We start from the raw sequence: 14831 nt of genomic DNA on the forward strand, positions 1-14831 counted from the left end.
GGCGATCCAACCCTCACGGTAACCTATCACGAGACGGAAGCCAACGCAGAGAGCGGACTATTGCCATTGACAAGTCCGAACAACAACATTGTATTTGGAACACAAACCATCTATGCGCGAGTAGAAACGCCTCTAGTAGAGGACTGTTTTGTAGTCGTAGAACTCCAACTCATCGTATTAGACACGCCTCAGATTGTTGATCCAGAACCACTTTTAGCCTGTGACGACAATGACGACGGCATTGTGGTATTTGATTTGACGGTGAAAGATCCGGAGATTTTGGATGGCTTGGATCCTGCGGATTACACGGTAGAGTATTATGAGGATGCGGCCTTCACTTCACTGATCGCTCCGGCTACGGCCTATACGAACTTGACCAACCCACAGACGGTCTTTGTTTTGGTGACGGATAACACCAATATGTGCAGCTCTACCACCACTTTAGAGCTGATAGTAAACTTCCCACCGCGGGTATTCCCACCGACTCCTTTGGAGCTGTGTGATGTGAACAATCCGGGCGACGAGGTTGAGGAGTTTGATTTGGAGCTGGCCACGGCAGAGATCACGGGAGGAGACACTTCTTTGATTGTGACCTACCACGAGACTGCTGCTGATGCCGATGCGGGAGACAACCCACTGACGAGTCCCTACACCAACACGAGCAACCCACAGACGATCTTTGTACGGGTAGAAGACCCGGACACGGGCTGTTTTGTAAGTGATGTGGTGACCTTAGACTTACGAGTAAACCCACAACCGAGTCCCACACCAGATCCCACACCGATTGAGATCTGTGATGCGGACAACGACGGTTTTGTAGACAGTTTTATACTGACCGATAGAGACATTGAGATCATCAACGGGGAGCCTGATGTTGTGGTGAGCTACCACGAGACCTTGGCAGATGCCGAGGCCGATCTGTTCCCACTAGTATCCCCTTATGCGAACATTGTGGCCTACAGCCAGATTGTCTACGCCAGAGTAGAGAACACCCTAACGGGCTGCTTTGCCATTGTAGAGTTGGAGCTTATCGTACTGAACTCTCCAGAGCTTCCCTTAGAGATTGAAGACTTTGTGATCTGTGACGATGACGACGACGGCATCGCAGTGTTTGATCTAACGACGAAGGATCCAGAGATCTACGGCACACAGGACCCAGCGACGCTGGATCTGAGCTACCACTTGAGCGAGGCAGACGCCTTGGCAGGAGTGATGCCTATAGTAACGCCAACGGCCTTTGTGAACACGACCAACCCACAGACGATCTGGGTACGCCTGTTTGATCCACTAACGGGCTGCGCGAGTGTGGGCAGCTTTGAGCTGATTGTAAGTTTACCACCAGTGATTGCCGCACCGGGCGATCTGGATGCCTTGGAGCGTTGTGATGACGAGACAGCAGATGGTTTTGCAAGCTTTGATCTGACTCAGGCAGAGGACGACATTACCCTAGGAGCGCCAGGCTTATTGGTACAGTACTATACCACAGAGACAGACGCACAAAACGATACGGATGCGATAGACCCAGCGACGGACTACACCAACACGGTGAACCCACAGACGATCTGGGTACGAGTGACGGACGGCGACACGGGCTGTGTGTCGTTTACGACCTTAACGATAAGAGTATTGCCTAACCCATCTCCGAACACGAACCCCGATCCGATCGAGGTGTGTGACGAAGTTACGGTAGGTGATGGGATAGAGGTGATTGATCTGACCCAAAGAGAGGCAGAGATCATCGGCGGAGAACCCGGAGTATCGGCCAGTTATTATGAGACTGAGGCTGATGCACAGACGGGCGACCCACTACTGGCCATCCCAGACCCAACGGCCTACAGCAATACCGAGACGCCACAGATCATCTGGGTACGCATTACCAACGACACCACAGGCTGCTTCACATTAGTAGAGCTACCGATCATTGTCCACCCACTACCAGAGACGCCAGAGGTGAGTGATTACATCATCTGTGAGCTGGCTACCGATGGAGTGGCGACCTTTGATCTGAACACCAAGATCCCAGAGATCTTAGGCGGACAAGATCCAACGGACCTAGTGATCACCTTCCACGAGGTGGAGGCCGACGCTGATGCGGGCATCAATGCGATTGCCACACCCGAGGCCTTTGTGAATGTGAGTAACCCACAGACGATCTATGTACGCATTACCAATACGGTGACGGGCTGTTACTCGGCCACGCAGAGTTTTAACATCGAGGTTAGAGAAGGCGCCACGGCCACCGCACCAGCAGCGGTGTACCGCATTTGTGATAATATAGGCGATGGCACGGACGGTATTGGGGAGTTCACCCTCTCTACACAAGATGCAGAGATACTAAACGGACAGGATCCGGTGATCTATGTAGTGAGCTACCACGAAAACGAGGTGGATGCCACCACGGGAGACAACGCACTACCGGACAGCTATATCAATACGAGCAACCCACAAGTGATCTGGGCACGGGTGACCAATACGGACACGGACTGCTTTGCTATCACTACGGTGACCTTGGAGGTATCACCACTGCCGGTGATCACCTTGGAGGACAGCTACAGACTGTGTGTGGATGAGTTTGGTAATCCGATCCAGAACGAATCGGGTGAGTCTTCACCACCGGTGATCAACACGGGTCTAAGTGATCTGGACTACACTTTTGAGTGGTTCTTAAACGGCAATCCATTGCCAGAGACCACGGCGAGCATCGTAGCCAGAGCGGGCGGCACCTATACGGTGATCGCTACGGAGACCACCAGCGGACTGGGCTGTAGTGCGGAGGCCTCGACCACGGTGACGGTATCTTCACCACCGACGAGCTTCAGTGCCGAGGTGATCAGCAACGCCTTTGCAGAGGATCATCAGATCCAGGCGGAGGCCACAGGGTTGGGAGTATACTTCTTCCAATTGGATGACGGACCGCTTCAGGAGAGTGGACTGTTCACCAATGTGACTCCGGGAGATCACATTGTGACCATCGTGGATCAGAACGGCTGTGGAAGCGTGAGTATACCGGTAGGAGTGATTGACTATCCGCTGTTCTTCACGCCGAACCAAGACGGCTTCCACGACACTTGGAACATCATAGGAATCGCCAGTAACCCTACGGCAAAAATTTATATATTTGACAGATTTGGAAAGTTACTCAAGCAGCTGAGTCCACTAGGTCCAGGATGGGACGGAACCTACAACGGCAACCCAATGCCGTCAAGTGATTACTGGTTCCAAGTGATCTATGACGAAGACGAAATTGAAAAAGAATTTAGAGGACACTTTACCTTAAAAAGATAATTGCATGAACTTGAAGAAATTATCCCCGATTATTGCCCTACTTGTATGCGGTATAATGAATGCACAGGAGGGAATACCTGTGTACTCGGATTACCTTTCAGATAATCTATATCTACTCCATCCATCTATGGCTGGGGCTGCAAACAGTAACCAGATCAGGCTATCGGCTAGACAGCAATGGTTTGATCAAAATGATGCGCCGAACTTACAAACTTTGGCCTTTAATGCTAGACTTGGGGATCAGTCGGGAATTGGAGCAATCTTATTCAATGACCAAAACGGTTTCCACTCACAGACTGGAGGATACCTGACTTATGCGCACCACATAATGTTTTCAAGATCTCCTGTAGATCTTAATCAATTATCATTTGGTTTGAGTGCTGGTTTGGTACAATCTTCCTTGGATGAGACCAATTTTGACTTGAATGACTTTGACCCGGTAATTGCTGGGATTATTCAAAGTACGTCTTACTTTAACGTAGACGTTGGAGCGTCTTATAACTTCTTGGATTTTTCTGCACACTTTACGGTAAAGAACCTGATATTCAGAAATAGAGGTTTGTTCTCCGAAGAGTTTGAATCAGCAAATCAAAGACGTTACTTGCTTTCTGCTGCATACACCTTTTCAACGCGTTACAGCGGATGGACCTTTGAGCCGTCCACTTTGTTTCAACTTACGGAGCGTACCGGAGAGAAGTTCATTGACTTAAACTTCAAAGCCTACAAGGAACTTGACTTTGGTACTGTTTGGGGTGCCTTGTCTTACCGCAGAAGTTTTGACGGAGCGGAGTTCTTAGATGGAGTGAATATTGGTGATCAGAAGTTGCAGTTGGTTACTCCTATTGTTGGGGTGAACTACGGGCAGTGGATGTTCGCTTACACCTACTCTTACCAAATTGGAACGGTCCGATTCGATACCGGTGGATTCCACCAGATCACCTTAGGTTTTGACTTTGGAAAACGCAGAGAGGAATACGATTGTAATTGTCCTGCGATTAACTAATAAAGAAGCCCCGATGATTCGGGGCTTTTTCTTTTTCTAGCTTGTTGTAACTAGCGTTCCCAAGTGTAATTTTTCTTTTCTGCCTGCTTTTTAATGGCTTCCAGCATAGCGTTACCTAGGCCGTTAGTGCCTTCTTCTTTTTGCTTCTCTGCAATGAATAAGCGGCGTTTTTCATTGAGCTTTTGAATCTCCTTTTGAATCTCAGCTCTGACCGCTGCCTGCTCAGCAACATAAGCTTTAATCTCTTCTGGAGTTTTTCCTTTCAGCTCTTCAGGGAGGTATTCTTCCTCTAATTCTTCCAATTCGAAATCCTCATCAGCTTCAATGGCATCAACAAGATCCCAAGAAGTATTCTTATACATTCCACTTCCCTTACTTACTGTTCTGCTCACTGCATTAGCTTTTCCGTAAGATTCTGCATTGCTGTCTTGAACGGCTTGTTGTTCAGCCTTAGCATATCCAATGGCGCCATAACGCACATAGGTATTGTTGAGTTTAAGATTCAGTTGTAAGATCACATCGTCATAAGGCGATGCAATATGCACGGTACGCTGATTGTGGTCAATGGCCATATAATCTCCGTAAGTCAAATCCGCTCCATCCTTCCACTTCGTGTGAACTCCTTGATTGAAGTCTCCGCAGAAAATAGTATTAACGACCACTCCTTTTTCCTTAGCGTCTTGAGCGGCGTCAACATAGTTTACAGTTCCTTGAGTAAAGGGTTCGTTTCCGGCAATGAATACCATTTTAAGATCGTCTCCATCTTTACCCCAATTCAATTGGTTTAAGGAGGTCTGAACCACTTGTCCGCAGTACTCACTACCTCCATTAGTACTTAAAGAAAAAAGCTCTTTAGATACTTCATCCAAGTCATTGGTAAAGTTGAGCACCTGTCTGATATGTCCTTCCTGACTCGGCAACCCATCATTGCCATATTCATAAAGAGCAATTTGCAAGTTGGGTTGTACTGATTTACAACGCGCATAAGAAAGTTCATTTACGATCTCCCAAAGTTGAGCCTTGGCCTGATCAATAAGACCGTCCATGGAATTACTGGTGTCTAATAAAAGGGCTACTTTAATAAAGTGCTTATTGGGATTGTTGGTTGTAGGTGCATTGGTAGCGATGGTCAGATCCTTCTCATTATCGCTTACTTCACCTTTGCAAGAGGGCAGTAATGTCATGCCCAGAATACAGCTTGCTATCAAAATTCGTTTCATGTCGATATTTTTTATTTTACTGAGGTAAAACTAGCGGGACAGGTCTGAAAGAAAAAGTCAGAATGAGGCAACGATGCTAGTCGTTTAGGGAACTTCACTCTGGTTTTAGGCAAGTGGTCAATTTTGGCCCAATATTAGCATTTATGGTCACTGAGCGGTTTTCTTTACTGCTTAAAAAAGCCTAAGTTTACATCACTATGCAAGCTCGATACACATATCTATTGCTTATACTACTTCTGTTTGGATTCGTTCCGATGAGCCTAGCTCAGGTCGATGCCAATAGTGATGGTCGAACGCGCCTGCAACCTCGTGAGAGTTTTACGCTTAAAGGGAGCATTTTTGACGATGAGCTTTTGGAACCGATCAGTAATGCCAACATCGAAATATCAGGGGGCGCTTACACTACAACAGATGCCGCAGGAGACTTTAGTATTCGCGCGCGCATTGGGGATCAACTCATCGTGACCAGTGATGCTTTTGAGACGGTTTATTATGAAATTCAGGACGATCAATCGGTTCGGATTTTGGTCAAAAAAGCACCAGGCACAGAAAATGATGAACTAAGTCAGAAGAAGTTATCTTCTAGAAAGCAGCAGTACACCAATGTGTTTCCTAAGTATATTGATTCTGCCAAGAGTTATCTAAAGCAGGATGCGAAAAAGAGTATTGAGTATGTGACACAAGCTTTGGAATCTACTCGCGATCAGCGCCCAACTCCGGCACAAAATGGAATTGCCTTTGAGACCTTGGGGGACATCAACGACTATTGGTTGCAACACGATCTGGCGGTGGAGAACTACAAAAGCAGTCTGCGCAGTCTTCCTAAAACAGAAGTAGAAATAAAGCTGGCGCGCACCTATCGCAACAACAAGAATCATCAAGAGAGCCTACAGGCCTATCAGCAGCTCTTGGAAAAGGATCTGACCAACTATCAAACTGTAGAGGTCTATGAAGGGCTGGGCGATACCTATATCGCCATTGGAGACTTAGAAAATGCAGTAGACAATTACCAACGCGGTCTTCAAGTAGCCAAAGATCATTTGATCACTCCAAAGATTACCAATCTTAATTCAAAAATTGGAGAGGCATACGCCGCAGCGGGTTCGCCAGCAATTGCCAATGATTATTTTGAAAGCTCTTTGGAATTAGCGGCAGATGAAAGCGAGGTTCGCTCCGTAAAAGAGCAAACTAAGGTGGCCGACTTTTACAATGCCAACCGTGACTTTGACAAAGAGATCAAGCTGCGTACGGAGACGCTCAATATGTTGGACTCTATTGACCTTTCTACCATTACGGCAGCGGATGATGTGGTAGAAGACTTGACTCCACAACGTCAGAATTACAAAATTGCCAACGCTTTAGTCGCTCAAGACAATTACCAAGCGGCCATTCCTTACTTAGAGAAAAGTATTGCCCAGGCGGACGCGAGTGGTGATCTCGTGGTCCAAAAAGACGCGACCAGAAAACTATCAGAGGTATTCCGAGATCTGGGCATGGCAGAGAAGTCCGCCAGCAGTTATGAGAATTATGTTGCCGTGGTGGATGAACTCTATCGCAGAAAGGAGCAGGAGCTGTCTCAAGCAGCGCGTTTCAGTCGTGATATTGCCTTAAAGCAAAACCGCATTACCAGTTTGGAAAATGAGCGACAACTCAATGAGTCGCGCTATAAATTGGCTTTTGAGAATCAAGAACTCATCGAAAAGAACAACAAAGTTCAAAAATGGATCATTGCCTCACTTGTAGCCTTGGCTGTCTTGCTTTTAGCGATGGCTTATTTCTTAAACAAAGGCATTCGTCAGCAGAAATACGCCAACAACCTTTTGGCGTTAAAATCGTTGCGCACTCAGATGAATCCGCATTTTATTTTCAATGCCTTGAATTCTGTAAACAGTTTTATAGCCAGTAGTGACGAGCGCACTGCCAATAAATATCTATCTGATTTTTCCAGGCTGATGCGTTCCGTACTGGAAAACAGCGAGGAGGATTTTATTCCGTTATCTAAAGAGATCGACCTGTTGAGTATTTACACCAAATTGGAGCACTTCCGTTTTAAGGATAAGTTTGATTATGAGATCATCTTAGATGAAAAACTTCATGTAGACGATTTTGTGATCCCGCCTATGCTGCTGCAGCCCTATATTGAGAATGCGGTATGGCACGGACTGCGCTATAAAGAGACCAAAGGCAAATTGGAAGTGCGTTTTGATCAAACTGATTCAGAGACCATCACCATTACCATCACCGATGATGGAATAGGACGTAAAAAGTCTAAGGAGCTCAAAACGGCCAATCAGAAAAAGCAGCAATCTAAAGGAATGGGTAATATCAAAAAACGTATCCAGATCCTGAATCAAATGTATAAAGACAAGGTAGACGTCACTGTGAGTGATCTGCAAACAGATGGTAGCGGTACACGTGTAAGCCTTATTGTAAAGAAAGACCAATGATCTTAAAAGCCATCATCGTAGAAGACGAAGAAACCAGCCGGGAAATTCTAAGAAACTACCTCAAAAAATACTGTCCTAGTGTGGAACTGGTAGGGGAGGCAGCTGGAATTGAAGAAGGCCTGACCTTGATTCGCAATAATAGTCTGGAGCTGGTATTCTTGGATGTGGAAATGCCTTATGGTAACGCTTTTGATCTTTTGGACAAGGTAGGCGATAGAACCTTTGAGACTGTATTTGTGACGGCCTATGATCACTACGCCATCGATGCTCTTAATGCACACGCTTCTTACTATTTGCTTAAGCCGATCTCAATTGATGAGCTCATCAAGGCTGTGGACTATGTTACAGAGATCAAACAGCAAGAAGAGCGTTTGCAAGATCAGGTTTTGGTGCCCTCATCAAAACAAGTTCAAGGGAAGATCACTATTCCGCTTCAATCGGGTTTTGAGGTTTTGGCGGTAGATGATATTCTCTATTGCCAGGCCGATGATAATTATACACAGATCTATTTAGAGAAGGGCAAGAAGCTGGTCAGTAAAACCCTAAAATACTTTGAAGATATCCTAGCCGATCAAGGCTTTGCCAGAATTCACAAATCCTATTTGGTGAATGTCAATGCCGTAGTAGCTTACAACAAAGGCAAGGGTGGGAGTGTGGTTTTGAGCAATGGAAAAGAACTCTTGGTCTCAGCCGCGAAGAAATCCGCCTTACTCTCTTACTTTAAATAACAAAGCATGCATATTTTACCCGTTCGCGGTATTCATCCGCAGATCCCCGAAGACTGTTTTATAGCACCCAATGCAACCATAGTTGGAGAAGTTACTATGGGCCCGCGCTGCAGTGTATGGTTTAACGCGGTACTTAGAGGTGATGTGCATTATATTAAAATTGGCGAGCAAGTGAATATCCAAGACGGAGCAGTAATCCATGCAACCTACAAAAAGTCTCCGACTACCATTGGCAATAATGTTTCCATTGGTCACAATGCGATTGTTCATGGCTGTACCATTCACGATAATGTCTTGGTTGGTATGGGCAGTATAATTATGGATGATTGTGTGGTGGAGTCGGGTAGTATCATTGCTGCCGGAGCTGTTCTAACCAAAAACACCCACGTTCCCGCTGGTAGTATTTTTGCAGGTATGCCTGCCAAGAAGATCAAATCGGTGAGTCCAGAGCTTTCTTCTGGTGAGATCGATCGGATTGCAAATAATTATGTGAAGTACGCTTCTTGGTTTACAGATCCGGATCAGAAATCTTTATAGCTGATGCTTTTTGGCGCGGGATGATCTTCCAAAATCTTTGAGATCACCTTTGGGTCCCCATTGGTGTAAAACTGATGGGATGGCTTTTTATACGCATAACTCAGGGAGTGTTCTTCTAGAATTCTTTGGGTTTGACGCGCAACGGCTTCCCCGCTATCAATGATCTTTACCTCTTCATTTAACAAGGTTTTGATCTTGGGAATCAAATACGGGTAGTGACTGCAACCTAAAACCAAATGATCAATATTTGCCGCTTTCATAGGAGTTAGGTATTTCATTAACAGCGATTCCATCTCTGGACTGTCTATTTGATCGCTTTCAATAAGCTCAACCAGGCCTGTACCTATGACCTCAATAACTTCAACGTCTTTGGCAAAGGTCTCTGAGGTCTTTGCAAACAGCGCGCTACTCAAGGTGCCTTGCGTGGCAAGGATACCCACGCTCTTGGTTCGCGTTTGGAGTGCAGCGGGTTTTATGGCGGGTTCTATGCCAATAAATGGAAGCTCGTAATTCTTGCGGAGATAATCAATAGCGTTGGTAGTGGCGGTATTACAGGCCACCACAATAATCTTTGCACCTGCCGCAATAAGAAACTCGGTGTTCTTTATACAAAGGCCTAAAATCGCTTCTTTGGACTTTTTGCCATAAGGTGCGTTCCTGCTATCGGCTAAATACAACGTATGCTCTAAGGGCATTTGTGCTTCAATAGCACGCCAGATAGAAGTGCCGCCAACGCCAGAATCAAATATGCCAATAGGTCCTTTGAGCTTCATACGCTAAAAATAAAAAACTGCCTCCGGGATTCCGAAGGCAGTTTTGAAAAGTTTTGAGAAAGTATGGATTAGATTCCCATCTCTTTCTTTACAGCATCCAATAGGTCTGGACCATCACAAAGGATAACTCCGTTTCCTACTGCACAATCCAATACGTATTGGTAACCTTGTGCACGAGCCACTTTTTGGATGGCTGCACGCGCTTTTTCCAATAGTGGAGTCATAAGGTCAACTTCTTTTTGTTGAAGGTCCTTAAGTGCGTTTTGCTGATACTCTTGAATTTTCTTCTGCATGTCCTGAACCTCTTTAGAGCGACGGATATTCTCATCATCAGTCTTGCTCTCAGCTTCAGCATTGTATTGCTTCATTTTAGCTTCCCACTCCTGAGCCATAGTTTTGATCTCAGCATCGTAAGTGGCTTGCAACTTCTTTAATTGGTTTTGTGCGTCAACCATGCTCGGCATAGCTTCTACCAACTTTTGGGTGTCAATATGGGCAGTCTTAGCCACATCTTGCGCCTGCACAAATCCGGTAGCTCCAACAAACAACACCAACGCTACGCATAAAGATTTCAAATGTTTCATTGTAATTGTATTAATGTTTATAAGTATTATAGATTATCAATTTTGTTTGAGTTATAGGCCTCCGCCATCATCATCGTCACCGTTATTATTTCGGCGGGCAGCACGTGCTGCATCGATGGAATCTTTTCTAGCTTGGCGCTCCGCTAGCAAACGTGCGCGCTTTGCATCAAATTCTGCTTTCTTAGCGGCGCGAACTGAATCACGAACTCGTTTGCGCTCTGCTAAAAGTGTTTCTCTTTCTGTCTTCTGAGCGGCAGCAGCTGCGGCTCGTTCAGCGTTCTTGGCTTCGATCTCTTGCTCTTTAGCAGTCACTACTGCATCTTCTTCTGCAGAAAGTGACTCACGAGCTTCAATCTCTTCTTTGTCCTTTTTAGACGTCGCTTGAGTACGTTTTGCCGCTCTGTTGATGGCCCGTACCACTTGATCACTAATATCGTTGCGCTCCGCAGCGAATAGCATCACAATGTCTGCAGACTTGTCAAAGATGAAATCGTATTTCTTAGCCTGTGCGATCTCCTGAACAATGTTGAAGACCTGATCTTGCACGGGCTGTACCAATTGTCTGCGTTGGATGGCCAAATCGCCATTAGGTCCAAATCGCTTTTGTTGGTAATCCAATACTTCATCTTGCTTGAGTTGAATCTCTTCTTCGCGTTCTTCAATGAGTTCCTTAGTAAGCAAAACACGTTCGTTACTAAGGTCCACCTTCATTTGATCCACCTCTGCCAATCTTTTTTCAATATCCTTTTTCCACTGTTGAACTTTGTTGTCCAATTGCAGGGAAGCCTCTTGGTATTCTGGAACGTTTTCCAGAATGTATTCCATATCGATATAACCGATGCGCGCTCCGCGTTGCGCATAGCTCAAGCTGCCGATCATTAGGGCAGATACCAAGAGAATTAATTTTAATCGCATAGTCTTAGTCAGTTGAGTAATAGAAAATATCGTGCCAAAGCGTTTAAAAGCGTTGACCAATTATAAAATGCGTTTCCCATCCATTAGGCTCGATTCCACCAGGAATAGGGTCGAAACCGTATCCGAAATCGATTCCCAAAAGTCCAAACGCAGGCATAAATATACGGATTCCTGCGCCAGCAGAACGATTAATAACGAAGGGATTATAATCTCTAAAACTATCCCAAGCCGCTCCTCCTTCTATAAACGTCAGCGCGTATATTGTTGCCAGTTGTTTCAAACTGATAGGGTAACGCAATTCTAACGTAAATTTGTTGAAAATCGTATTTCCATCAATGGTGGATAAAGATTGGTTTGGATATCCACGCAGCTGAACCACTTCTCGTCCGTCCAAACTGAAAGCTCCTAGTCCGTCACCACCGACAAAGAAACGCTCAAAAGGAGGGATTCCACGGTCGTTGTTATAGGCTCCTAAGAAACCGAACTCCGCATGCGTTCTCAGTACAAGTTTGTCAACTACCCGCGTATACCAAGTCGCGTTGAATTTGATCTTATAGAATTCCAACCACTTGAATCGCTCTTGGTCAATTTTCGCTTGATCCGGATTTCCGTTAGCGTCTTGGAATTCTGGATCGTTCTGCAAGTTTCCAAAGTCTGTGCTGCTAAAGAGTGACCAAGGCGGCGTCAATTTAGCCGTAAGGGCAAATTGAGAACCTCCCAAAGGATAGATCGGGTTTACCGTAGTATTATCACGACTCACTCCAATGGTATAGGCCAAGTTGTTTGAGAATCCGTCACCAAAAGTAAAGAGGTTGGTGATGTAGTTCTTCAAGTCAAAGTGCTGGAAACTTACCGCGTGTGAGATCTGGAAGAAGTCATCCGGCCATTTCAAGCGCTTGGCAATACCTAGTGATCCACCTGTGATCAAGAATTTTCTAGATCGGTCTGCGTCTCTACTTCTAAAGTCGAAGAAGAACTGCACCGTGTGTGAGAACGAGGCTGAGAATTGGATCGGCTTACGTCCGCCTAACCAAGGCTCAATGAATGATAAGCTATAGGTTTGGAAGAACGTACTGGCCTGTGCACGTAAGGAAAGCGTTTGTCCGTCTCCCATAGGAAGCGGTTTATACGCTTTTCCGTTAAAGATGTTTCTGATCGAGAAGTTGTTGAACGACAGTCCAACGGTTCCTACGAATCCACCTCCACCGTAACCACCTTGAAGTTCGATCTGGCTAGAACCTTTCTCAACTACGGAGTATTCCATGTCTAAGGTTCCTGAGTTTGGATCAACGTTCTTGAAGTTTGGCGCGATCTGCTCCGGATCAAAATATCCTACTTGCCCTAATTCACGAACGGTACGTACCACATTGGCCTTAGAGTAGATCTCTCCAGGACGGGTTCTGAGTTCGCGATACACTACGTGGTCGTTAGTACGGGTGTTACCCACAACAGTTACGTGATCAAAATATGCAGGTTTCCCTTCAATGATACGGATCTCGAAATCTATGGTGTCGTTTCTTACGTTTACCTCTACTGGGTTAATTCTAGAGAAGAGGTAACCGTTATTCTGATATTGGTTGGTGAGGTCTAAAGCCTCTGGATCTCCTACATCAGCAATGCGCTCTTCCAGCAACACCCCGTTGTAAGTGTCTCCTTTTTGGATTCCTAGAACACGGCTTAAAAGTTCGTCGCTAAATACACTGTTTCCAATGAAATCAATATCTCCAAAGTAGTATTGGTTTCCTTCTTCCACAGTAAGTTCCAGGGCAACAGTATTGTCATCTTTACGGATCAAGGTGTCGCTAACGATACGTGCGTCGCGATATCCGTTTTCCTTGTACTTGTCCAAAATAGATTCTTTGTCGGCCTTGTAATCGTCTTCGATATACTTAGAGCGTTTCCAAAAACGAAGCGGGAATCTCTTTTTGGTATTCTTCATGGCCTTTTGAAGTTTGGCATCCGTCAAAGCTTCGTTACCGTTAAAGGTGATCTCGTCTACCTTAACTCTTTCGCCTTTATCAATAGCAATGGCCAAGTCTTGTTTTGTTTCCAAACCAGTAATGGAATCCATTACATTGGTCGTACTCATAATTACCTGAGCATTCAAGAATCCTTGCTCACGGTATTTATTCAAGATGTAATTCTTGGTAGTGGTCAAGAGGTTTTGCGTAACCTTTTGCCCTTTTTTAAGTTCGTTGTCGTTAATGATGTCACGTGCCTTTCTATCGCGGATCCCCGAGATAGAAACATTGTTCAGCGTTGGCAGTTCTTGGATGTTGATCTCCAGGTCAACCACATCGCCTTCCATGCGGGTAACATAAATACTGATGTCTGAGAACAGGTTCTGATCCCAAAGGTTGGTAATGATATCGCTCAAACGTTGGCCAGGAACGTAAATGCGTTCTCCAGTTTTAAGGCCGGTAAAGGTAAGTACCGTTTGTGCGTTGTAACTTTTGAGTCCCGTGATCTCAATATTGCCGATCTCGTATTTGCGGTTTGCGTCAAGGTCACGTTTCTGACCGTAGCTCGAAAAGCTCAGCAAAAAGAATAAAAGGAGAAGGGGTAGTGTTCTTTTATAGGAATTCAAAAATATAGTGTTAGTTGAGTTGTTCACTGGTCTTTCCAAATCTGCGTTCTCTGTTTTGATAATTCAGGATAGCCTCGAGTAGATGTTCCTTTCTAAAATCGGGCCAAAGTACCTCTGTAAAATATAATTCCGCATAAGCGATCTGCCATAGTAAAAAGTTGCTTATACGCTGCTCTCCACTGGTGCGAATCAACAGATCCACGTCCGGTAAATTAAGCGTGTAAAGATGCTTATTTATAACGTCTTCATCAATCTCTTCAATCGAAATTATATTATTTTTAACTTTGGAACTTATTTCTTTAATAGTTTTTGTGATTTCCTCTCGGGAGCCATAACTCAAGGCCAAAGTCAAGGTCATTCGCTCGTTGTCCTTGGTCGCTTCAATCACTTCATTCAATTCCGTTCTGGCCTTGCTGGGCAAGTCATTCAGCGCTCCAATAGCACCTAAGCGAATGTTGTTTTTCTGGAGGGTTTCTACTTCCTTTTTCAAACTGGAGACCAAGAGTTTCATCAGGGTTTGAACCTCTAATTTGGGTCTATTCCAGTTTTCAGTGGAAAAGGCGTAAAGTGTTAAAAAAGGTATTCCTAATTCGGCTGCACATTCAACAATTTCTTTAACCGCTTTGGTACCACTTTCGTGACCCTTGGTTCTGAAAAGACCGTGCTTTTTTGCCCAGCGTCCGTTGCCGTCCATAATAACGGCCAGGTGCTTCGGAAGCTTTGCTTGGTCAATACGATCTAGTTTGCTCATC

Annotated in this window: 11 protein-coding genes; 5 read left to right on the plus strand and 6 right to left on the minus strand. The window is 45.2% G+C overall.

The genetic code is table 11. From position 1 onward, the window contains the following. Both HRT75_RS00990 and HRT75_RS00995 read left to right on the plus strand, forming a co-directional pair. Positions 1 to 3285, plus strand: a 3285-nt coding sequence (locus HRT75_RS00990) for a T9SS type B sorting domain-containing protein (protein WP_291182106.1), incomplete at its 5' end; no start/stop codon positions are given. 4 nt (positions 3286 to 3289) lie between these two features. Further along, entirely contained in the window at positions 3290 to 4288 is a 999-nt protein-coding gene (locus tag HRT75_RS00995) for a type IX secretion system membrane protein PorP/SprF (protein ID WP_272832975.1), read from the plus strand. A 50-nt stretch (positions 4289 to 4338) separates the two neighbouring features. Here HRT75_RS00995 and HRT75_RS01000 read toward each other — a convergent pair whose 3' ends face one another. After that, positions 4339 to 5508, minus strand: a complete 1170-nt coding sequence (locus HRT75_RS01000; protein WP_291182107.1) for a vWA domain-containing protein — start codon at positions 5506 to 5508, stop codon at positions 4339 to 4341. Between the two features lie 197 nt (positions 5509 to 5705). Here HRT75_RS01000 and HRT75_RS01005 point away from each other — a divergent pair, with 197 nt between their 5' ends. The 3 genes from HRT75_RS01005 to HRT75_RS01015 are packed head-to-tail and all read left to right on the plus strand — an operon-like array spanning position 5706 to position 9220. Further along, a complete protein-coding gene (locus HRT75_RS01005; RefSeq protein WP_291182109.1) occupies positions 5706 to 7955 on the plus strand; it encodes a histidine kinase in 2250 nt (749 codons plus the stop codon). Next, complete coding sequence (locus tag HRT75_RS01010; protein ID WP_291182111.1) at positions 7952 to 8683, plus strand: LytTR family DNA-binding domain-containing protein; 732 nt, start codon at positions 7952 to 7954, stop codon at positions 8681 to 8683. Before HRT75_RS01005 ends, HRT75_RS01010 begins: the two co-directional genes overlap by 4 nt. Before the next feature lie 6 nt (positions 8684 to 8689). Next, entirely contained in the window at positions 8690 to 9220 is a 531-nt protein-coding gene (locus tag HRT75_RS01015; RefSeq protein ID WP_291182113.1) for a gamma carbonic anhydrase family protein, read from the plus strand. Here the strand turns inward: HRT75_RS01015 and murI are convergent. From murI to HRT75_RS01040, 5 genes are all read right to left on the minus strand, one after another. Next, a complete protein-coding gene (gene murI, locus HRT75_RS01020; RefSeq protein WP_291182115.1) occupies positions 9205 to 9993 on the minus strand; it encodes a glutamate racemase in 789 nt (262 codons plus the stop codon). The genes HRT75_RS01015 and murI overlap by 16 nt on opposite strands. A 68-nt stretch (positions 9994 to 10061) precedes the next feature. Then, positions 10062 to 10577, minus strand: a complete 516-nt coding sequence (locus HRT75_RS01025) for an OmpH family outer membrane protein (protein WP_272832969.1) — start codon at positions 10575 to 10577, stop codon at positions 10062 to 10064. Positions 10578 to 10628: 51 nt separating this feature from the next. Then, on the minus strand, positions 10629 to 11492 hold the full coding sequence (locus tag HRT75_RS01030) for an OmpH family outer membrane protein (RefSeq protein WP_291182117.1): 864 nt from the start codon (positions 11490 to 11492) through the stop codon (positions 10629 to 10631). Positions 11493 to 11535: 43 nt separating this feature from the next. Then, the gene (gene bamA, locus HRT75_RS01035) at positions 11536 to 14085 is read right to left on the minus strand and encodes an outer membrane protein assembly factor BamA (protein ID WP_291182233.1); all 2550 of its coding nucleotides are present in this window, start codon (positions 14083 to 14085) and stop codon (positions 11536 to 11538) included. Positions 14086 to 14089: 4 nt separating this feature from the next. Continuing rightward, positions 14090 to 14830: an isoprenyl transferase gene (locus HRT75_RS01040; RefSeq protein WP_291182119.1), complete on the minus strand. Its 741-nt coding sequence runs from the start codon at positions 14828 to 14830 to the stop codon at positions 14090 to 14092. Position 14831: the final 1 nt, after the last annotated feature.

This window comes from Gilvibacter sp. (genome assembly GCF_013214815.1).
Lineage (GTDB): Bacteria > Bacteroidota > Bacteroidia > Flavobacteriales > Flavobacteriaceae > Gilvibacter.

What these genes read in the sequence shown, in the direction of transcription:
- HRT75_RS00995 (WP_272832975.1), top strand. Translation starts at nt 3,290, where the DNA reads ATGAACTTGAAGAAATTATCCCCGATTATTGCCCTACTTGTATGCGGT.
- HRT75_RS01000 (WP_291182107.1), bottom strand. Translation starts at nt 5,508, where the DNA reads ATGAAACGAATTTTGATAGCAAGCTGTATTCTGGGCATGACATTACTG.
- HRT75_RS01005 (WP_291182109.1), top strand. Translation starts at nt 5,706, where the DNA reads ATGCAAGCTCGATACACATATCTATTGCTTATACTACTTCTGTTTGGA.
- HRT75_RS01010 (WP_291182111.1), top strand. Translation starts at nt 7,952, where the DNA reads ATGATCTTAAAAGCCATCATCGTAGAAGACGAAGAAACCAGCCGGGAA.
- HRT75_RS01015 (WP_291182113.1), top strand. Translation starts at nt 8,690, where the DNA reads ATGCATATTTTACCCGTTCGCGGTATTCATCCGCAGATCCCCGAAGAC.
- murI (WP_291182115.1), bottom strand. Translation starts at nt 9,993, where the DNA reads ATGAAGCTCAAAGGACCTATTGGCATATTTGATTCTGGCGTTGGCGGC.
- HRT75_RS01025 (WP_272832969.1), bottom strand. Translation starts at nt 10,577, where the DNA reads ATGAAACATTTGAAATCTTTATGCGTAGCGTTGGTGTTGTTTGTTGGA.
- HRT75_RS01030 (WP_291182117.1), bottom strand. Translation starts at nt 11,492, where the DNA reads ATGCGATTAAAATTAATTCTCTTGGTATCTGCCCTAATGATCGGCAGC.
- HRT75_RS01040 (WP_291182119.1), bottom strand. Translation starts at nt 14,830, where the DNA reads ATGAGCAAACTAGATCGTATTGACCAAGCAAAGCTTCCGAAGCACCTG.